The sequence below is a fragment of the Rhodoligotrophos appendicifer genome, assembly GCF_007474605.1.
Lineage (GTDB): Bacteria > Pseudomonadota > Alphaproteobacteria > Rhizobiales > Im1 > Rhodoligotrophos > Rhodoligotrophos appendicifer.
The window spans coordinates 159795-179197 of record NZ_VHKL01000005.1 but is presented as its reverse complement, the minus strand read 5'-3'; the positions used below and the strand labels follow the sequence as shown (position 1 = coordinate 179197).

The 19403-nt window shown below is 63.4% G+C and carries 19 protein-coding genes; 9 read left to right on the top strand and 10 right to left on the bottom strand.

All coding sequences use genetic code 11. From position 1 onward, the window contains the following. Positions 1–59 precede the first annotated feature (59 nt). Positions 60–575 (bottom strand): YchJ family protein, encoded by a 516-nt coding sequence (locus FKM97_RS12620; protein ID WP_144292771.1) that lies wholly within the window; start codon positions 573–575, stop codon positions 60–62. 5 nt (positions 576–580) lie between these two features. Further along, positions 581–2236 carry an energy-dependent translational throttle protein EttA gene (gene ettA, locus FKM97_RS12615; protein ID WP_144292770.1) on the bottom strand — a complete coding sequence of 552 codons (1656 nt, stop codon included), beginning with the start codon at positions 2234–2236 and terminating at the stop codon, positions 581–583. A 172-nt stretch (positions 2237–2408) separates the two neighbouring features. On the opposite strand from ettA, the gene FKM97_RS12610 reads away from it, so the two are divergent. Next, positions 2409–2696, top strand: coding sequence for a hypothetical protein (locus FKM97_RS12610; protein WP_144292769.1), 288 nt, complete (start codon positions 2409–2411; stop codon positions 2694–2696). Between the two features lie 67 nt (positions 2697–2763). On the opposite strand, the gene FKM97_RS12605 is transcribed toward FKM97_RS12610, so the two are convergent. Further along, on the bottom strand, positions 2764–3288 hold the full coding sequence (locus FKM97_RS12605; protein WP_144292768.1) for a DUF2141 domain-containing protein: 525 nt from the start codon (positions 3286–3288) through the stop codon (positions 2764–2766). 257 nt (positions 3289–3545) lie between these two features. Beyond that, positions 3546–4379 carry an MBL fold metallo-hydrolase gene (locus FKM97_RS12600; RefSeq protein ID WP_144292767.1) on the bottom strand — a complete coding sequence of 278 codons (834 nt, stop codon included), beginning with the start codon at positions 4377–4379 and terminating at the stop codon, positions 3546–3548. A 133-nt stretch (positions 4380–4512) separates the two neighbouring features. On the opposite strand from FKM97_RS12600, the gene FKM97_RS12595 reads away from it, so the two are divergent. From FKM97_RS12595 to FKM97_RS12580, 4 genes are all read left to right on the top strand, one after another. Further along, on the top strand, positions 4513–6204 hold the full coding sequence (locus tag FKM97_RS12595; protein WP_144292766.1) for a Na/Pi cotransporter family protein: 1692 nt from the start codon (positions 4513–4515) through the stop codon (positions 6202–6204). Between the two features lie 103 nt (positions 6205–6307). Beyond that, the gene (locus FKM97_RS12590; protein WP_144292765.1) at positions 6308–7450 is read left to right on the top strand and encodes a DUF2332 domain-containing protein; all 1143 of its coding nucleotides are present in this window, start codon (positions 6308–6310) and stop codon (positions 7448–7450) included. A 14-nt stretch (positions 7451–7464) separates the two neighbouring features. Continuing rightward, positions 7465–8247: a YdcF family protein gene (locus FKM97_RS12585; protein WP_170240891.1), complete on the top strand. Its 783-nt coding sequence runs from the start codon at positions 7465–7467 to the stop codon at positions 8245–8247. Between the two features lie 11 nt (positions 8248–8258). Further along, positions 8259–9551 (top strand): ArgE/DapE family deacylase, encoded by a 1293-nt coding sequence (locus FKM97_RS12580; RefSeq protein ID WP_246105061.1) that lies wholly within the window; start codon positions 8259–8261, stop codon positions 9549–9551. Here FKM97_RS12580 and FKM97_RS12575 read toward each other — a convergent pair. The 4 genes from FKM97_RS12575 to FKM97_RS12560 all read right to left on the bottom strand — a co-directional run bounded on the left by FKM97_RS12575 (position 9548) and on the right by FKM97_RS12560 (position 13435). Continuing rightward, on the bottom strand, positions 9548–10741 hold the full coding sequence (locus FKM97_RS12575) for a CaiB/BaiF CoA transferase family protein (protein WP_144292763.1): 1194 nt from the start codon (positions 10739–10741) through the stop codon (positions 9548–9550). The two genes, FKM97_RS12580 and FKM97_RS12575, sit on opposite strands and share 4 nt — an antisense overlap. A 37-nt stretch (positions 10742–10778) precedes the next feature. Then, positions 10779–11222, bottom strand: a complete 444-nt coding sequence (locus tag FKM97_RS12570) for a PaaI family thioesterase (protein WP_144292762.1) — start codon at positions 11220–11222, stop codon at positions 10779–10781. A gap of 78 nt (positions 11223–11300) precedes the next feature. Continuing rightward, positions 11301–12074, bottom strand: coding sequence for a ferredoxin--NADP reductase (locus FKM97_RS12565; RefSeq protein ID WP_144292761.1), 774 nt, complete (start codon positions 12072–12074; stop codon positions 11301–11303). Between the two features lie 107 nt (positions 12075–12181). Then, a complete protein-coding gene (locus FKM97_RS12560; protein WP_144293044.1) occupies positions 12182–13435 on the bottom strand; it encodes an alpha/beta hydrolase in 1254 nt (417 codons plus the stop codon). A 281-nt stretch (positions 13436–13716) separates the two neighbouring features. On the opposite strand from FKM97_RS12560, the gene FKM97_RS12555 reads away from it, so the two are divergent. Genes FKM97_RS12555 through doeB form a run of 3 tightly spaced genes read left to right on the top strand, consistent with a single transcriptional unit; the run spans position 13717 to position 16426 of the window. Beyond that, positions 13717–14202, top strand: coding sequence for a RidA family protein (locus FKM97_RS12555; protein ID WP_246105060.1), 486 nt, complete (start codon positions 13717–13719; stop codon positions 14200–14202). Positions 14203–14247: 45 nt separating this feature from the next. Further along, positions 14248–15429, top strand: a complete 1182-nt coding sequence (gene doeA, locus FKM97_RS12550; RefSeq protein ID WP_144292760.1) for an ectoine hydrolase DoeA — start codon at positions 14248–14250, stop codon at positions 15427–15429. 10 nt (positions 15430–15439) lie between these two features. After that, positions 15440–16426, top strand: coding sequence for a N(2)-acetyl-L-2,4-diaminobutanoate deacetylase DoeB (gene doeB / locus FKM97_RS12545; protein WP_144292759.1), 987 nt, complete (start codon positions 15440–15442; stop codon positions 16424–16426). Between the two features lie 25 nt (positions 16427–16451). Here the strand turns inward: doeB and FKM97_RS12540 are convergent, their stop codons facing one another. After that, positions 16452–17702, bottom strand: a complete 1251-nt coding sequence (locus FKM97_RS12540) for a YbfB/YjiJ family MFS transporter (protein ID WP_205014959.1) — start codon at positions 17700–17702, stop codon at positions 16452–16454. Positions 17703–17881: 179 nt separating this feature from the next. On the opposite strand from FKM97_RS12540, the gene pncA reads away from it, so the two are divergent. Further along, positions 17882–18511: a bifunctional nicotinamidase/pyrazinamidase gene (gene pncA, locus FKM97_RS12535; protein WP_144292757.1), complete on the top strand. Its 630-nt coding sequence runs from the start codon at positions 17882–17884 to the stop codon at positions 18509–18511. 20 nt (positions 18512–18531) lie between these two features. Here the strand turns inward: pncA and FKM97_RS12530 are convergent, their stop codons facing one another. Continuing rightward, on the bottom strand, positions 18532–19401 hold the full coding sequence (locus FKM97_RS12530) for a UPF0280 family protein (protein ID WP_144292756.1): 870 nt from the start codon (positions 19399–19401) through the stop codon (positions 18532–18534). Between the last annotated feature and the right edge of the window lie 2 nt (positions 19402–19403).

The following is a 19403-nucleotide window of genomic DNA, read 5'->3' as shown; positions in this document are numbered from 1 at the left end:
GCGGTCGATCGCAGCGTCCAGGGCACGGCCAGCGTCCAGGCCGGCGGTGCCCAATCTCGTCACGCGGCCGCGGCACCACAACATTTCTTGTACTTCTTGCCGCTCCCGCAGCTGCAGGGATCGTTTCGGCCGAGCTTCGGCGTCGAGCGGACCACCGTCTCCTGACGCTTGCCGACGCGGCCGTCAACGTAATACCAACGGCCCTCCTTCTTGGAAAAGCGGGAGGTCTCGTGGTGGGTCCGCTTCTCGCCGTCCATGGTGAAGTGGGCGATGAACTCGACCTGACCCTCACGGTCAGTCTCCCCGCCGTCCTTCGTGGCGACGATCTCCAAGCCGGTCCATTCACTGTTGCGGGCCCAATCGACCACCGACTGGCGGTCGAAATCGCCGCGCGTGCTGGGCAGCAGAGTGTCCTCGAGATAGTCGATCGCGTCGGCTGCGAAGGCGGAATAGCGGGAGCGCATCAAAGCCTCCGCCGTCGGCGCTGCCCGCTCCTTCGCGATATAGGGACCACAGCAGGCGGCGAAGCTTTCACCGGAGCTGCAGGGGCAGGGATCGCCAGCAGTGATCATCATGGTCCTCAATTCCGCTCGAAGCGCTTGTACTTGACCCGGTGAGGCTGCACCGCCTCGTCGCCAAGGCGGCGCTTCTTGTCTTCCTCATAGGCCTCGAAATTACCCTCGAACCATTCCACATGGCTGTCGCCCTCGAAGGCGAGGATATGGGTCGCGGTCCGGTCGAGGAACCAGCGATCGTGGCTGATCACAACCGCGCAGCCGCCAAAATCCAGCAACGCATCCTCGAGCGCCCGCAGCGTGTCAACGTCCAGATCATTGGTCGGTTCGTCGAGGAGGATGACGTTGGCGCCTGATTTGAGCATCTTGGCGATGTGGACGCGGTTACGCTCGCCGCCGGACAGCTGACCGACCTTCTTCTGCTGATCGCCGCCGCGGAAGTTGAACCAGCTCACATAAGCGCGCGACGGCACTTCCCGCTTGCCCAGCACGATAATGTCATTGCCGTCAGAGATCTCCTCCCAGACATTCTTATTGGGCGCCAGTGAATCCCGGGACTGATCGACATAACCGAGAACGACGGTCTCGCCGACGCGCAGAGCGCCGCCATCGGGCTTGTCCTGGCCGGTGATCATCCGGAACAAAGTGGTCTTGCCCGCACCATTGGGGCCGACGACGCCGACGATGCCGCCCGGCGGCAGACGGAAATCCAGACCCTCGATCAGGAGCTTGTCGCCATAGGCCTTGTTCAGACCCTCGGCTTCGATGACGACATTGCCCAAGCGCGGTCCCGGTGGGATGGTGATCTGCTGCTGATTGACCTTGTCGCCTACATCCTGGTTCAGCAACTCCTCATAGGCATTCAGGCGCGCCTTGGACTTGGCCTGACGGGCGCGCGGGCTCTGACGCACCCATTCCAGCTCTTCCTTCAGATTGCGCTGGCGTGCCTCCTCCTCCCGGCCCTCCTGGATCAGGCGCTTCTGCTTCTGTTCCAGCCAGGCGGAGTAGTTGCCCTCATAGGGAATGCCACGGCCGCGATCGAGCTCCAGGATCCAGCCGGTCACATTGTCGAGGAAATAGCGGTCATGGGTCACGAGGACCACGGTCCCGCCGTAAGCCTTCAGGAAATGCTCCAGCCAGGCGACGGATTCGGCATCAAGATGGTTGGTCGGTTCGTCGAGCAGCAGGAGGTCCGGCTTGGACAGCAGAAGCTTGGTCAGAGCGACCCGACGCTTCTCGCCGCCTGAGAGCTTTTGGATGTCAGCGTCGTCGGAGGGACAGCGCAAGGCATCCATGGCCTGCTCGACCTGCGATTCGAGATCCCAGAGATTCTGGCTGTCGATGACATCCTGAAGCTTGGCCCCCTCGTCGGCCGTCTCGTCGGAGTAGTTCATCATGAGCTCGTTATAACGATCGAGAATCGCCTGCTTCTCAGCGACGCCTTCCATCACGTTTTCACGGACGCTCTTGCTCGTGTCGAGCTGAGGTTCCTGGGGCAGATATCCGACCTTGACGCCCTCGGCCGCCCAGGCTTCGCCCGAGAACTCCTTATCCAAGCCCCCCATGATCTTCAGCAGGGTGGATTTCCCGGACCCGTTCGGGCCCAAGACGCCGATCTTCGCCCCCGGGTAGAAGGAGAGATTTACGTTATCGAGGACCTTCTTGCCGCCGGGATAGGCCTTCGACAATTCGTGCATATGATAGATGTACTGGGCAGCCATGGTGCTTCCGATTTTCGGGATATGGCGGCAGTCATATCGAAACCCGGCGCCGCGAGCAACGGCCGGCCGCGCCAGGATCAGATTCCGTACATCCCCAGTTCATCTTTTGTTGATATTTTTAGACGATCCGGGCGTTGAAGCCGTAGCCCGGATCATCGAGGAGCAAGGTGCCATGTTGAGTAAAGCTTTCGCTTCAGCCGGACTATTGGGCCTCGCAGCCCTCGGGGCGGTGACCGCCTCGTCGCCTGCGCAAGCCCGCGTGGATGTGGTCATCGGCGCCCCCTATTTCGCGCCGCCACCCGTCTACTATCCGCCGCCGCCGGTCTATTATGCGCCACCGCCACCGGTCTACTACGCGCCACCGCCGGTTTATGTCGCGCCGCGGCCGCCACGGTACTGGGGCGGTTACCGGCCCGTCTATGGACCCGCACCCTATTGGCGTCGCGGCTATTACCGGTAGAATACGGCCCGCCTCGGGAGCGGGCCCATAGGATCTTCGGGCGCGCTCATGGCGCGCCCTTTTCGTTTCAATAGACGGTGATCGTCATCGGCATCTGGGGCTGGCTGGCGGTAAATTTCGCATCATCCCAATTCGGCTTCCACCACAGCTTGCTGGTGTAGTTGGAAATGCCCTTGAGCTCGTCCGACAGCGGATTGCGGTCGATTTCGCCGTTCCCATCGACGTCATGGGCGACGATCAGCGCGTATTCTCCAAAGGGCACGGCGGGGATCTGAACCGTGCAAACCTTGTTCACGATCTGACATTTGCCCTTGGCGATCGACTTCTCGGGATCGAAGGATTCGAAATTCTCCTCCCCCTGGAACAATGTCCACAGCAGCATTCCATCGTCCGACTGCAGCCCGTCGACGGTCAGGTCGATGATGGTGGTATTCGGTGCCTGGACGGGGGCAGGTGTCGTTGTGGCGGCGGGCGGGGCAGCCGTCTGCGCCGTCACCGGACCCGACAGGGTCGCTCCCAACAGCACGGCAGCCAGACAGCCGCGCAAAATGGTGCGGCAGGAAGAAAAATGCTGTTCTGAAGATCTCGTCATTCTTGTCGTCCCTGATCGTTATCACTTACCGGGCAGTCACTTGCCGGCAGGTCCTGACGCAGCCGCAGGCGTCATCTGGAAATCCCGACACAAATCACATGAACATTCGATGACTGCGCAAGCGAAATCTGTGCAGTTTCGGCTTTGCATTCATAAATCTGCTTAACTCGCGATGGTGACAGCTGTTCCACAGTTTCGCCAAGCGGATAGAGAATCAGAACCGTGGCGTCACTAGGGCGATCGGCGCGGGGCTCGCCTCACTGTTCGTCATCGGCGGCACCGTGACCCGTGATGGACAGGACATATCGTTCCGCCGATCGCTGCAAAGCCGACTTGCCATCGGTTTCGATCAGCCGATCCCAGAACGCGCCGTAGATCTTGTCAAAGGGAAAGGGGTTCACGGCCGCTTCGATGCGTCGCACGGCCGCTTCGGACAAGGGAATGTAGTTCGGAAAGCTGCGCATGAAGCTGACATGACGATTGTCGGCGACGACTTGAATGACATCGCCCGAGAGCAAGGCCCCCCTGCCCGCCGCCGCCTCTTCCCAATGCAGCACCGTCCCGCCGGCGAAATGACCTCCGCAGCGGATCAACGTGATGCCATCCGCCAGCAGCAGATGTTCGCCGGCCCAGAATTCAATGGCGGGATCAGGGCGCATGACCCACCGCCGGTCGGCCTCATGCAAGAAGATGGGCACATCCCCAAAGGCGCGGCTCCACTCGATGATGGAGCTGTAATAATGGGGATGGGACACGGCAATGGCCGCCAGTCCGCCCATGGCCCTGATGACGCTGATGGTTGCATCATCGACGAGAGAGATGCAGTCCCAAAGGATGTTCCCCACATCGGTCACCAGCAGCAGCGCCCGCTGACCGATGGCGAAATGGGGCACCGTCCCGATCCCGAGCAGGCCGGGTTCATATTGCCGGAACGCGTTGATGTGGCGTCGGCGGAGCTCGGCCATCGTAATCCAGCCCTGGCCGGTCTCGGGAACGAACTGACGCTCCTCCTCGCAGATGGGACAGGAGGGCGGTGGCGCCGGGGTCGGCTCGAATTGCATTCCGCAGGCTGTGCACAGAAAAGCGGCCACGGCGTCCTCAACCACAGATTGGACGCATGTTGGCGATGGCCTGCAGCGTCACGCTGTACTATGTCAGTTTGGCAACAGTCTTCGCCAGCGTCTACACCCTACAAGAACCCAACAAACGAGAACCCGCAACGCAATGTCACTTCTGACCACCACCATCATCCATCTGGTCGGCGAGATCACACTGCTCCTGTGGGGGATCCACATGGTGCATAGCGGCGTGCTGCGGGCGTTTGGCGGAGAACTCCGATTGGTGCTCGGGCGGGCATTGCACAACCGTATCGCTGCGTTCGCAGCCGGCCTCGGCGTCACCACCATCCTCCAGAGCAGCACCGCGACCGGACTGATGGCGACCTCGTTTGCGGCGGACGGGATGGTCGCCCTGGTGCCAGCCCTGGCGATCATGCTCGGGGCGAATGTCGGCACCACGCTGATCGTGCAGGTTCTCTCCTTCGACATCTCCCTCGTCTATCCGGTGCTCATCTTCATCGGCTTCGTCTGCTTTCAGCACGGGCAATCGCGCGTGAAGGATCTGGGGCGGGTCGGGATCGGCCTCGGCCTCATTCTGCTCGCCCTGCATCTCATGCTGCAGACCATCGAGCCCGCCGCCACCACGCCCGCAGTGCGCGAATTGCTGAAGGCCGTGACCAATGACGCGGTGCTTAACCTGTTCATCGCGGCCGCCTTCACCTGGGCAGCGCATTCAAGCGTCGCCACCGTTCTCGTGATCATGTCGCTTGCCGGCGCCGGCGTCATCACCGCGGAAGCCTCCATCGCCATGGTGCTCGGCGCCAATGTCGGCAGCGCCATCAACCCGGTGCTCGAAGGCGCGGGCCTCGACACGGTCAAGCTCAGGCTGCCGGTCGGAAACCTCATCAACCGCCTGATCGGCTGCTTCATCGTCATTCCGCTGATCCACCCGATCTCCGAGCTCATGATCGGACTGGATCCCAACCCGGCACGGCTGGTTGCCAATTTCCACACCATTTTCAACGTCGTCCTGGCGCTGCTCTTCATCCTGCCCCTGCCCGCCTATGCCAAATTGCTCGAGACGATCTTCCCGCCACGGCAAAAGCCCATCGACCCCTCAGCGCCGCGCCATCTCGACCGGACTGCGCTCAATACGCCATCGGTCGCGCTCGCCAATGCCGCCAGGGAAGCCATGCATATGGCCGATGTTGTCCAGGTGATGTTGGCCGGCTCGCAACATCTGCTGCATTCGAACGAGCGCCGAAAAGTCTCCGAAATCTGCAAGATGGACGACACGCTCGACGAACTGCACAACGCCATACAGCAGTATCTGACGGATGTGAGCCGCGAGATGCTGGGGGATGCGGAGCATCAAAGGCTGGCGGAGATCCTGAGCTTCTCCATCAATCTCGAACATATCGGGGATATCGTCGACAAGAACCTGATGGAGCTCACCTCGAAGAAAATCAAAAGGGGGATGGTGCTGTCACCACAGGGGCTCACGGAAATCGACGACATGTATGCCCGCGTGCTCAAGGACCTCCAGCTTTCGATCGCGGTCTTCCTCACCGCCGATCTCGATGCGGCCAAGGCGCTGTTTGCCGAGAAAGAGCATTTCCGCGACCTGGAGCGCATCGCCAATGACAGCCATTTCCAGCGGGTGCGGGAGGGGGTCAAGGAGAGCATCGAGAGCAGCGGTCTACATCTCGATCTCATTCGCGACCTCAAGCGGATCGAATCTCATATTGCAGCCGCGGCCTATCCAGTTCTGGAACAGCACGGGCTGTTGCGGCCGAGCCGCCTCACGGATGACGCTTTGCAGCCGGTCAGCGCCGCTACCGTCGCCGAGGGCGACTGAGGCCGCCACCGTCGCCGAGGAGGACTGACGCGCAGCCCGCGCGAGAGGCAGGCACGCAGGTTGCATCAGAGGGCAGCGGAGATCCGAATTGGGGCACGTCGCCATGCTACATTCCGCTTATGGCCTGAAGTCGATCCGCACCCGCGCCACCGCGGCCGTGAAGGACGGCACGCTCAAAGTCTATGACGGGCTGCTGCCCGGCCGCCGCATCCGCCAGAGCTTCCGGGATCAAGCCCATGCCTGCGAGGTGCTCGGCTCGCCCTTCACGGCGCGGCTCCTGTCCGTTGCAGCGGACCGGCTCACGGACGAGACGCTGGTGGGGCGTGCCCTGCTGAGCTGGAAGGGCGGTGCCGGACGCGATGCGCTGGCGCTGCGCTTCGCCGGGGCCCTGCACGCCCTGGTCCTGTCGCGAGAGGCTCACGCGCTTGCTGCGCTCTATCCACCCGCTCCGATGCCTGATGCAGACCGGCTGTGGACGGCCGTCACCGAAGTCCTCGACCGACATGCGACGGCACTATTGGACATTCTGCAGAGCCCGCCGCAAACCAACGAGATCGCCCGGTCGGGCATTCTGTTGGGCGGCTTCCTCGAGATCGCACGCCGGGCCAGGCTGCCCCTGCGGCTGTCCGAGATCGGGGCCAGCTGCGGACTCAACCTCTGCTGGGACCAGCTCCGCTACCGCATTGGCGGCAAGAGCTGGGGGGCTCCGAGCCGGGCCCTCGAAATCGCCCCGGAGTGGCGCGGCGAGGTTCCCGATCTCGGCCTCGACGTCGCCGTCCTGGAGCGGGCGGGGTGTGATCGCAATCCCCTGGATGCGCGCAACCCTGCCGATCGTCGCCGGCTGCTCTCCTATGTCTGGCCGGACCAGGGCCTGCGCCTCGAGCGCCTCAACGCGGCACTCGACATCGCCGCCGATGCCGAATTGCAGCTCGACCGCGCCGATGCAGCGGACTGGATCGAGGCACGCCTCGATCGGAACACCGCCGGCAGCGTGCATGTCGTCTATCATACCATCGTGTGGCAGTACCTGCCGCAGGCCACACGGGAGCGGATCAGCGCGGCGATGGCCGCTGCCGGGGCCAAAGCGACGGCAGACAATCCCCTGGCCTGGCTGCGCTTCGAGTCGGATACGGGAGATGGTGGTCTTCTGGCATTGACCTATTGGCCGGGAGCGACGACAACCAAGCTTGCCCGGGCCGATTATCACGGCCGCTGGGTCGAATGGTTGGGGCAAGGCGCCCCGTAAGACGCGGGCTCCCAGTGGATTTCTTCTCTGTTTCAAAACTGTTCTGGATCCTCGCCGATCCCGGCAACTTCCTGGTCCTGCTCATCGTCTTGGGATTGCTGCTGCAGTTCGTGCCCCGGGTCCGGACGGCCGGGGTCGTTGTGACAGGCCTCGGCGCTGTCGGCATGGTGCTGGTCTTTCTGCTGCCCATCGGCCTCTGGCTGCTCGCGCCGCTGGAGAATCGCTTTCCCGTCCCGCGACTGCCGGAGAGGGTGGACGGCATCGTCGTCCTGGGAGGCGTCACCCGCAACGACGTCTCCGCCGCCCGCGGCACGCCGCAACTCCAGCTGGGGGCGGAACGGCTGACGAAGGCGACACAGCTCGCCAACGAATATCCGGCCGCCAAGATCGTCATTGCCGGCGGGAGCGGCGAAATCGATCCCGAAGGCAGTCCGGAAGCCGTCCTGATGCGCGAGGTGATGGTCGATCTGGGTGTCAATCCCGAGCGCATCCTTCTGGATGACAAGTCGCGCAACACTTACGAAAACGCCGTGGAGGCCAAGAGGGTCGCCGATCCCAAGCCGGGCGAGATCTGGCTTCTGGTCACCTCCGCCTATCAGATGCCGAGGGCGGTCGGTGCCTTCCGCAAAGTGGGGTTTGACGTCGTCCCCTATCCCGTCGATTTCAGAACTCCCGCCGAGCATCGGCGTCATCTGGATCACCTGCTGTCGCGGCTGGCGACAGGCGAGAAGGAATGGATCGGCCTGCTGGCCTATTATCTCACGGACAAAACCAGCGCGCTGTTTCCCAAGCCTTGAGGAGGTAGACTGTGTCCGAGCTCAGTCTGCGGCAGATCGACGACATCATCGCCGCAGTGGATGGCGGCTTCGACCGGCAGATCGCCCTACTCGCCGAACTGGTCGGACAGGCCTCGCTGCGCGGCCATGAGGCGGGCGTCCAGGCCGTGGTCGAACGCGAGATGGGCCGGCTCGGATTGGAGATCGACCGGTTTCGAATCGATCTCGAGGCGGCGGCCGGCCAGCCCGGCTTTTCTCCCGCCACCGTCGATTATACGAATGCCTGGAACCTCGCGGGCTACCGGCGCTCCGGGCGCGATGGAGGGCGGTCTCTGGCGCTGAACGGGCATGTGGATGTGGTGCCGACGGCGAACCCTGCCCTCTGGAGCCACGGCCCCTATTCGGCCGTCGTCGAGGGCGACTGGATGTATGGGCGCGGTGCCGGCGACATGAAGGCCGGGGTCACCGCCAATCTCTTCGCGCTGGCCGCACTCGATATGGCGGGCATCACGCTGCTGGGAGACGTGCACATCCAGTCGGTCATCGAGGAGGAGATCACCGGGAACGGCGCCGCCATGGCCCTGGCCCGCGGCCATGTGGCCGATGCGATTCTCATTCCCGAGCCCACCGACGAGCAGCTGGTGAGGGCCAATGTGGGCGTCATCAAATTCGCCATCACGCTGCGCGGCGTGCCGGCCCATCCGCGGGAGATCGGCGCCGGCACCAGCGCCATTGAAGCGGGCTTCGCCATGGTCGCCCGACTGAAGGATCTGGAAGCGCATTGGATCGCTGAGAAGGCGAAGCATCCTCATTTCGCCGCTTTGAGAAACCCCGTCGCGCTCACCATCGGCAAGTTCAACGGGGGCGAATGGTCAGCTTCGGTTTCGACCGAGTGCCGGATGGAGGGGCGCATCGGGATCTATCCGGGGGATGATCCCACCCTTCGCGTCCGCGAGTTCGAGAGCTTCGTCGCGGCATGCGCGCTCGAAGATCCAGCCCTGTCGCGCGCCGAACCGCGGGTCGAGTGGGTGGGCCACGTGCATGGCGGCTATGAGCTCGCCCCCGGCGGCGAGGCCGAAAGCATGCTCGGCTGGGCCCATGGCATCACCAATGATCGTCCCCTCCCCGCCTATGTGATGCCGGCCTATCTCGATGCCGCCGTGTTCGCATTGCATGCGGGAATGCCGGCGATCACCTATGGACCCGTCGCAGAGCGCGTTCACGGCATCGATGAGCGCGTCAGCTTGTCCTCCCTGCGCCGGGTGACGAAGACCATCGCGCTGTTCATCGCCGGCTGGTGCGGGGTCGCAAACACCGATCGCTAGGCGACGCTGCCCTTTCGGCGAAGCGCTGCACATCTCTCGCCATCGAGGCCCAGGACTTCCTCCAGGAGTTCATCGGTATGCTCGCCGAGACGGGGCGGCATGGATGGTGGGCGCGGCGGCGTGCCGCGCAGGGCCAGGGGCGAGGCCGGAAGCCGCAGGGAGCCCATGCGATCATCCTCGATCTCGACGAAAAGATTGCGCTCGGCGACCTCCGGGGCTGAGAAGACCTCCGGGACGGTGCGGATCAGCCCGGCGGGCACCCCGGCCCTCTTGAACGCCTCGATCCAGTCCGCCTTGGTCCTGGTGCGGAACACGGCGTCGAGAAGGGGAACCAGGTCCTCACGATGAGTGGCGCGCGCCCGGCTCGTGGAGAAGCGTGGATCATCCGCCAGCTCCGGCTTGCCGATCACCTGGCTGCACATGGCCCGGAACTGCGAATCATTGCCGACGGCGACCGCGAAGCTGCCATCGCTGGAGGAAAAGACCTGATAGGGAGAAATGGAGCCATGAGCGTTGCCGTAGCGGCGTGGGGCATTGCCCGTGGCCAAATAGCCGGTCGCCACATTGGCGAGTAGACTGACGGATCCATCCAGCAACGCGATGTCGATCAGCTGACCCTTGCCCGTCTTCTCCCTGGCCAGCAGGGCGGCCAGAATGGCCTGAACCGCGTTCATCCCGGCGACGATGTCACTGATCGCCACTCCGAGCTTCATCGGCTCGCCATCGACCTCGCCGGTGATCGACATCAGGCCGCTTTCGGCCTGTATGGCAAAATCATAGCCGGCCTCCTCGGACCGGATGCCGGCGCGGCCATAGCCCGAGATCGAGCAGTAGACGAGCCGCGGATTGATGGCGGACAAATCCTCATAGCCGAGGCCGAAGCGCTCGAGTGCGCCTTTGCGGAAATTCTCCACCACGACGTCAGCCTTGGCCGCCATATCACGGATGAGCTGTTGACCCTCGGGATCGCGGAAATTGACCGCGATCGACCGCTTGGAGCGGTTGCAGCAGAGGAAATAGGTGCTCTCGCCATTGACCTCCGGTGGCATCCAAGTGCGCGTGTCGTCGCCGCCTTGCGGGCTTTCGACCTTCCAGACGTCGGCGCCGAGATCGGCCAAGGTTTGCGTACACCACGGCCCCGCCAGCACCCGCGACAGGTCCAGAACCTTCAGACCTTCCAATGCCTGCATCGCTTCCTCTCGCTGACGTGTCGCATCAAGATTCGGATTATGCGCCTGGCCCGGCGGATGGCCCCGGCTGTTCCAGCATCTTCCAGATGCCATTCGCCGTCACGGCGATCCGATCGCCAATGGTGGCGGTACCGCGCATGAAATTCACCGAGCGCGTGGCCCTCACAACCTCGGAGCGGACTATCAGGAAATCGCCCTTCATCACGGCGGAGACAAACTGCACATCGAGCTGGATCGTCGCCTGGCGTCGCCGACCGGTGGTTTCCCACGAGTTCATGGCGATCGCATGATCCATAAGGGTCATGAGCATGCCGCCGTGGACAGCACCATTGCGGTTGCCATGACGCTCCTCTGCCAGCAAACCAAACAAGAGCCGCTCTCCCTCCAGCTTGCGCCAGATCGGTCCCACCAGGCCGATGAACTCTGCATCCGTCGAGGTGTGCCACCCCTCTGCGGCGGGATCGAAGATCGTATCGGGCATAGAAGACATCACTCCACGACTTTTGCAGACGTGATTAAGCCGTCAAACGATTATGGTCGAGCCCAAACTGCAGCGGGCTCACCGCTCGACAAAGGCCTTTTCGATGACATAGGTCCCCGGCTTCGACAGCGCCCCCTCTTCAAATCCGCGGGCGTCGAGAAGGCCGCACATATCGGCGAGCACGGCGGGGCCGCCGCAGATCATGACCCGGTCCTCGGCAGCATCCAGGGCGGGAAGACCCGTGTCGCGGGCGACGATGCCCGTGTCCAGGAGTTCCGTCACCCGGCCACGGTGGAGGTAGTCCTCACGCGTGACGGTCGGATAATAGATCAGGCGGTCGCCGATGATCTCGCTCAGGTACTCGTCATCCTTCAAGCTCTCGACCACCTCCCGGCCGAAGCTCAACTCTTCGATGAAGCGGCAGCCGTGAATCAGAACCACGACGTCGAACCGCTCATAGATCTCGGGATCCTTGATCACGCTGGTAAACGGCGCGACACCGGTGCCGGTCGCCACCAGATAGAGCCGCTTGCCAGGCAGCAGGCTCGCCTGCACCAATGTTCCCGTCGGCTTGGCCCCAACCAGGATCTCATCGCCCTTGCTGATCTTGCTCAGCTGCGAGGTCAGTGGCCCATTCGGCACCTTGATCGAGAAGAATTCGAGGCTCTCCTCGTGATTGGCGCTGGCCATGCTGTAGGCGCGGAGCAAGGGCTTGCCATTGACCGCAAGGCCGATCATCACAAACTGACCATTCTCGAAGCGAAAGCTCGCATCGCGGGTGGTCTTGAAGCTGAACAGCCGGTCGGTCCAGTGCCGGACGTCAAGTACCGTCTGCGGGGCAAGTGCTGCCATGGCAAACCTTTTCGTCGTCTTCGCAGTTGCAAAAACCCGAATAGGTCAGCATAGCTGTCCCGTCAACTCATCGTCTTGCCGCAGTGCGGGAAAATCGCCTGCTGTGGCTATTCGCCCAGCTCCTGAATGGGCTTGCCGACCGTCTCCACCGTCGTTCCCACGGTGTCGCCAACGGAGCCGATGGTGTTCGTCACGGATTTGCCGAAGCGGTCCATCTGGGCGGGATAATTCCGGCGCGTGACCGGATCCACGATGGCCAGGGGCGCACTGATCGCAAGGGCCGCGCCGGTGCCGACGGTCTGAGCCGCCGTGGTGACGACCGAGCCTATATGCTCGCCAATCCCGATCTCGGAATCGGTGATGGCCTGGCCCGATACGAGCCGGGTCCCGATCGCCCTCACCACTTCGGGGCTTTCGGCAAATTTGCCGTGGTTCAGCTGATCGCCGCTGGTCTTCAGCACGGTGAGGTCGATCACGTCGATGCCGGAGCGTTCCAAGGCCGATTTGTAGGGTTCGACATTGGGATTGATCTGACCCAGACGGTCGACATTGCCGGCGATGCGACGCGACAGGCTCAAGGCCCGGTCGTCCTGGGACACGAAGACGGTGAGCTTCGGCTTGTCCGTGCCGAACTCGGCCCATTGGCGGGCGAAGACGTCGACGTCGATGTCGGGAGAGGCGAGGACGACATTGCGGATCTTGCCCGCAACCCGGCCGTCACGAATGGCCATCTGGCGCAAAGCCTCCATGACGAGCCAGGTGCCCATGGAGTGGGCCAGGATCGTCACCTCGCCCACATCGCTGTCGCGGGCTGCCGTCTGCAGGATCTCCTCCAGGGCATCGCGGGAATAATTCGTGCTCTCGCGATCGTAATTATAGCCGAAGACGCTGGCGCTCGAAGGCCAGGTGAACAGGATCGGTGCCACATCGGCGCGGCTGTCGTGGACGATCTGGGCGAACCGAAAGACGGCGTCCTCGAATCGGTTGTTGAAGCCGTGGACGAAGATCAGCACCCGCCGATTGCGCGGGGTGTGCTCCTTGACCCATTTCCCGCCGGACCCCGGCTGGGTGAGCGGCACGATCTTGAGGGCGGCAAATTCGCGCGCAGGATTGGGGGGTACGCGGCTCGGCCATTCCACCTGACCCACCCGATGGACCCCGGGCGGAGGAATGGAGACGGTGATGTCCGTGAGGGACAGCTTGGAGCCGCGCTCGCCGGAATAGAGCTCCCCCGGCAAGGCCGACGCCGCGCGTGTCGTTGCGACGAGAATATCCACCGTGGACGCTCCCGGTGCCGCCGCGACTGGTTGCAGAGAGCCGGTGGTGCGTCCCGCGCAGGCTGCCAAAGGCCCGATCATCATACACAAGACCAGGAGCCGCAGCTTGTGACCCGCTGCCGTCGAACCGAGTTGAACCAACAAAAACCCTTCTCCCTCAACCCTGCTCGCCCTGCAGCTGCCCGTCTTGACACTGCATCATGTCGAATGTGAGCCCTGCCTGCCGATGCAGGGGCCTGCGCCGCTCATGCGGCAGTGCCGACGCAATCGACCGTCCCTATACGACTGGCGCTTGTCAGGAGGCCGCACTCTATGCATGGTTTCCCACGCTCCGTTAAGCCCCGGCCGCATCGAAGGACCAATTCGTGATCGAAGAGAGACTAAAAGAGCTCGGCATCGAGCTGCCCATGCAGACGGCCGACCAAAAGGACTATTACGGGCAGAAATACGGGAAGATGAAACCCTATTACCGCTCCGGCGACATCCTGTTCCTGTCGGGGCACACGGCCGGGATGCGAGACGGCAAAGTCCTGTATCCGGGCGTGCTCGGCCAGGATGTCAGCATCGAGGAGGGGTATCAGGCGGCCCGCCTCACCGGCCTGCACTGCCTTGCCGGCATCAAGGATGCCATCGGCGATCTCGACCGGGTGACCGGGCTCGTGCGGTCGCTCTGCTTCGTCGCCTCGGCACCAGGCTTCATCGAACCGCACAAGGTCGCGAGCGGGCTCACCGACCTCTTTGCAGACGTGTTCGGTGACGAGATCGGTGTCGGACCGCGCGCCACGATCGGGGTCATGTCACTTGCGGATAATTACTGTTTCGAGACCTGGATGACGGTTGCCGTCCGCTGAATGGCCTCCAGTCCCGACTCGCGATTCATCAAGGGGAGTACAAGAATGGGCGTGGTTGAACTCAATTTCGACAGATCCGAGTATGAGGCTCGGATCGCCAAGACGCGTGCGGCCATGGAGAAGGCCGGCATCGATCTGATGATCGTCACCGATCCCTCCAACATGAGCTGGCTGACCGGCTATGACGGCTGGTCCTTCTACGTCCATCAGGCCGTGCTGCTCAGCCGCGAGGGCGAGCCGGTCTGGTGGGGCCGCTTCATGGATTCCTTCGGCGCCAAGCTCACGGTGTTCCTGGATCATGCCAACATCGTCGGCTATCCCGACATCTATGTGCAATCCACCGAGCGGCATCCGATGGACCACCTGTCGGGACTGATCGAGGAACGCGGCTGGGCCAAAGGCACCATCGGCGTGGAGATGGACAATTATTATTTCACCGCCGCTGCCTATGCTTCGCTCACGCAGCATCTGAAGGGCGCGACCTTCAAGGATGCCAACGGCCTGGTCAACTGGCAGCGCTCCATCAAGAGCCCGCGCGAAATCGAGTATATGCGCCGCGCCGCCCGGATCGTGGAGACGATGCATGCCCGCATCGTCGAGGTGATCGAGCCCGGCATGAAAAAGAACGAGCTGGTGGCCGAGATCTACAAGACCGGGATCATCGGCGCCGACGGCCATGGCGGCGATTATCCGGCCATCGTGCCGATGCTGCCGTCGGGCATGGAGGCGACCGCACCGCATCTGACCTGGAACGACAAGCCGATGAAGTCCGGCGAAGGGACCTTCTTCGAGATCGCCGGGGCTTATAAGCGCTACCAGTGCCCGCAGTCGCGCACGGTGTTCCTCGGCAAGGCGCCACAGAAATATCTCGATGCCGAGGCCGCCGTGCTGGAGGCGACCGAAGCCGGGCTGGGCGCCGCCAAGCCGGGCAATCGCTGCGAGGACATCGCCAAGGCCTTTTATGACACGCTGAGACGGCACGGCTTCGACAAGGAGAGCCGCGTGGGCTACTCCATCGGTCTGTCCTATCCGCCGGACTGGGGCGAGCGCACCATGAGCCTGCGTCCGGGCGACATGTCCGAGCTGAAGCCGGGCATGATCTTCCATTTCATGCCGGCCCTCTGGCTCGATGACGGGGGGATCGAGATCACCGAGCCGTTCCTCATTACCGAGACCGGCTGCGAAACCCTGTGCAAGACGCCGCGCAAGCTCTTCGTCAAGGCCTGAGGACAGCTCCATGAAAGCCAATCCGATCGCCGCGGGCGTCGATTTCGAGGCCGATGGCATTCAGCATGGCCATCTGCGCCTGCCCTATTCCCGCGACGATTCGGCCTGGGGCTCGGTGATGATCCCGATCTGCGTGATCAAGCGGGGGGCAGGGCCAACGGCCCTGCTCACCGGCGCCAATCACGGGGACGAATATGAGGGACCGATCGCCCTCTACGACCTGGCAGCCAGCGTGACGCCGGAGCAGGTCTCGGGGCGCATCATCATCGTGCCCGCCTTCAACTATCCGGCCTTCCAGGCGGGAACGCGGACATCGCCCATCGACAAGGGCAACATGAACCGCTCCTTTCCGGGGCGGCCGGACGGGACGGTCACGGAGAAGATCGCGGATTATTTCCAGCGCTACCTCCTGCCCATGGCCGACATCGTCCTCGACTTCCATTCAGGCGGCAAGACGCTCGATTTCGTACCCTTCGCAGCCGCCCATATCCTGCCCGACAAAGACCAGGAGGCGGCCTGCATGGCTGCCATGACCGCGTTCAACGCGCCCTACAGCATGCGCATGGTCGAAATCGATGCAGTGGGGATGTATGACACGGCGGCCGAAGAGATGGGCAAGACCTTCGTCACCACGGAGTTGCGTGGCGGTGGTACGTCGACGGCGCGTTCCGCCGGGGTCGCCAAGCGCGGGGTGCGCAACCTGCTTATCCATGCCGGCATCCTGACGGGCGAGATCGAGCGCTCAGACACGGTCCTCCTCGACATGCCCGACGGCTGCTTCACCTTCGCCCAGGATGACGGCATGGTGGAGTTCTGCGTCGATCTCGGCGATCCCATCCAGGCCGGCCAGATGATCGCCCGGATCCACTCCACGGCGCGGACCGGCGTTGTTTCCACGCCTTATCTGTCCTCCCTGACCGGCATCCTCGCCGGGCGGCATTATCCGGGCCTGGTGAAGACCGGAGACTGTCTCGCCGTGGTCGCCGTTGCGGTGTGAGAATGCGCTGTTTGCCGGCGCGTTTCTAATGCGCGGGACGTCGGATGGGCCAGAGCAGGCTCATGGCGATGTATAAAAGGATGCCGAGAAACAGCGATCCTGCCGCCAGGCCGAGGGCCCAGGCGAATCCCTCGGCATGGCTGGCCGAATGGGAGAGCAGAAAGGCCGCGATGGGCGGCCCGATGATCTGGCCAATCCCAAAGGTCGCCGTCAGCAGCGCCATGAAGCGCGCGGCATGATGCGGCCGCAGACGGCGTACATCCTGCATGGCCACGAAGCCGACGGCCGTCAACGGCATCCCGACCATGAAGCTGCCGATGATGAAACCAGGGACGGTGGGGAACAGCAGGCTGATCATCACGCCTGAGGCCTGCACCAGATACCAGCCCGCCAGCACGTGGCGCGGATCGGCGCGCGGCGGGATCTTGCCGCTGAGCAAGGCGCCGGTAATGACACCCAGTCCGAGGACGGGCCAGAAAAAATCGAGCCACAGGGATTCGGGCAGCGCCTCACGCGCGATCACCGGCAGGAACGTCGCCGTGATGATGTAGCCAAAGCCCGCCAGACCATAGGTGAACGAAAACATCGACATCTCGGCCGAGCCGCCGGCATCCGGCTGCTGCTGCTGGCCCGGCGCAGGATCGAGGGGCTGTGCGGCCGGGGCGACGACGAAATCCGGACCCGTGAAGACCTGCCAGATGCCGGCGCTCAGAAGGACCGCCAGACTGGAAAAGCTGATCCACGCATGGGAGGCCGAAACCCCATAGGCCACCATGGCCATGGCCGCCAAGCCGGGCAATGCGATGCCCATGCCAGGCCCCGTATAGATAATGGCGCCCACATGAACGCGGCCGAGACGTGACAGCCGAGCGAGACACCAGCCGGATGTGTACACAAACACGATGGCGCTGGTAATCCCGGCGAAGAACCGCAGGACCAGCCAGAGCTGGGGCAGATGCAGCGCCATTCCGGCGGTGCAGAGGATGGTCACGATCAGGCCGCCCTTGATCATCCGGACAGAGGGCCACCTCCGCGGGACAACCATGCAGAGAAGGGCGCCGATCAGATATCCCACGTAATTGACGGTCGCCAGCCAACTGGCGAAAGTGAGGTCGAGGGATCCTTCATGCAGCATCATCGGCAGGATGGGGGTGAAGGCAAAGCGGCCGATGCCCACTGATACGGCCAGCGAAGTCGCCCCCGCCAAGGCGATGACCACTCCACTCGCCCGGCGCTCCTGCCCCGTGATGGCGGTCGATCTCAACAAATCCGTCACGGTCGCACTGATCCAGACATGTGTATGCTGCAACGCAATGACGTTTGGTATCATCTGTCCAGCAGCCGGGGCTAGAGGCAATCACGTCATAGCAGGGTCGCGGGAAATGCCGATCACCGTGGCGTGCGGCACGGTCGGCCGCTATAGTTCCGGCCCATCACTGCAAAGCGCGAGCAGCCATGAGACGCTTCACTCCCGAGACCACGGCCCTGATCGTCATCGATGTGCAGAATGATTTCTGCCCCGGCGGCGCACTCGCCGTTCCGGCCGGCCACGAGGTGATCGATCCGATCAACCGGCTGATTCGCAACTTCGACAATGTGGTGCTCACACAAGATTGGCATCCGGCGGATCATTCGAGCTTTGCATCGACCCAGCCGGGGGCGGATCCCTTCTCCACCCATGAGATGCATTACGGCCCGCAGACCCTGTGGCCGGACCATTGCGTGCAAGGCACCCCAGGCGCCGAGTTCCACGAGGAACTCCTGCATCAGGAGGCGCAAGTCATCATCCGCAAGGGCTCGCGCAAGCACGTGGACAGCTATTCGGCCTTTTTCGAGAACGACCACAAGACGACCACCGGGCTAGCAGGCTATCTGCATGAGCGGGGCTTGACGGAGCTCCTGTTGACCGGCCTCGCCACGGATTTCTGCGTCGCCTATTCGGCGCTGGATGCTGCCCGGCTCGGGTTCAAGACGACGGTTGCGATGAATGCCTGCCGGCATATCGATCTCAACGGATCGCTTTCGGAGGCCGAGCGCCAGATGCGCGATGCCGGGGTCGCGCTGGTCGATATCTCGACCGTCTAAGGTCGGTCGACAAGCCTGCCTTACGAGGCCATCTGCCGGAGGGCGGGCAAAGGTCCAAGGCTCGCGACCTCGCCCTGCAACATCATTGCTGCAGCGAGGATCAGGCCGCGACGCTCGAGCTCGTGCGCTCGCTCAACTCCGCACTCCAAGGCCCGTTTGACGAGATGCCGATCCAGCGGCGGGACATGGACCGTCACCAGCCGCGTGCCAAGATCGCTGTCAGGATCGAGCTCCACCGCCGGCCGGCGCTCGATTTCCGCGTGATCCAGATCGACGGCGTTGGCAATCAGGGTCGCTGCCACATCGGCTGTGGCGGCGTCTGCTGCGAGCACGGTCACGCTGTCGGCAATGCCCAAAGACAGGGACCGTCCCCTGGCGCCGGAGGTCGCGACACCGCCGATGCCATATTCGTGGCGAAGGTCGAGAGCACCGTTGATCGAAGGGATGCCGGATCGGCTGAAATCGCCGGCAATGCCGAGGCGCACGCTCTCACCGGGTGCGCAGAAGAGCGCGATGTCGCCGCCATCGTTCACATAGGCACGGGTGAGAGGGGCCGCTGCCCGCATGACCTCCAACACTTCATCGGCCACCGCACCGGCCACCGCCGCCATGGGCGTGAGAAAGACATCGGCAAAGGGATCGCACGCCGCCGCCATCCGGCGCCCCACGGGGCTCTGCGGGCGGGGACCTGTACCGTGAGCCCGTCGCAAGACTGGCAACTCGGCACAGAGTTCGGCCAGGATCGTGGAAAACCGATCCACCCCGGCGGCATAGGCGCATTGCACGGCCTCCCTCTCGCCCTCGGCCTTCAGCACGACATCGATGGGTCCTTGCGACAGATGCAGGCGGTCACCGGAGAGGCCCTGGATCGTCGGGGGCGGAAAGACCATCT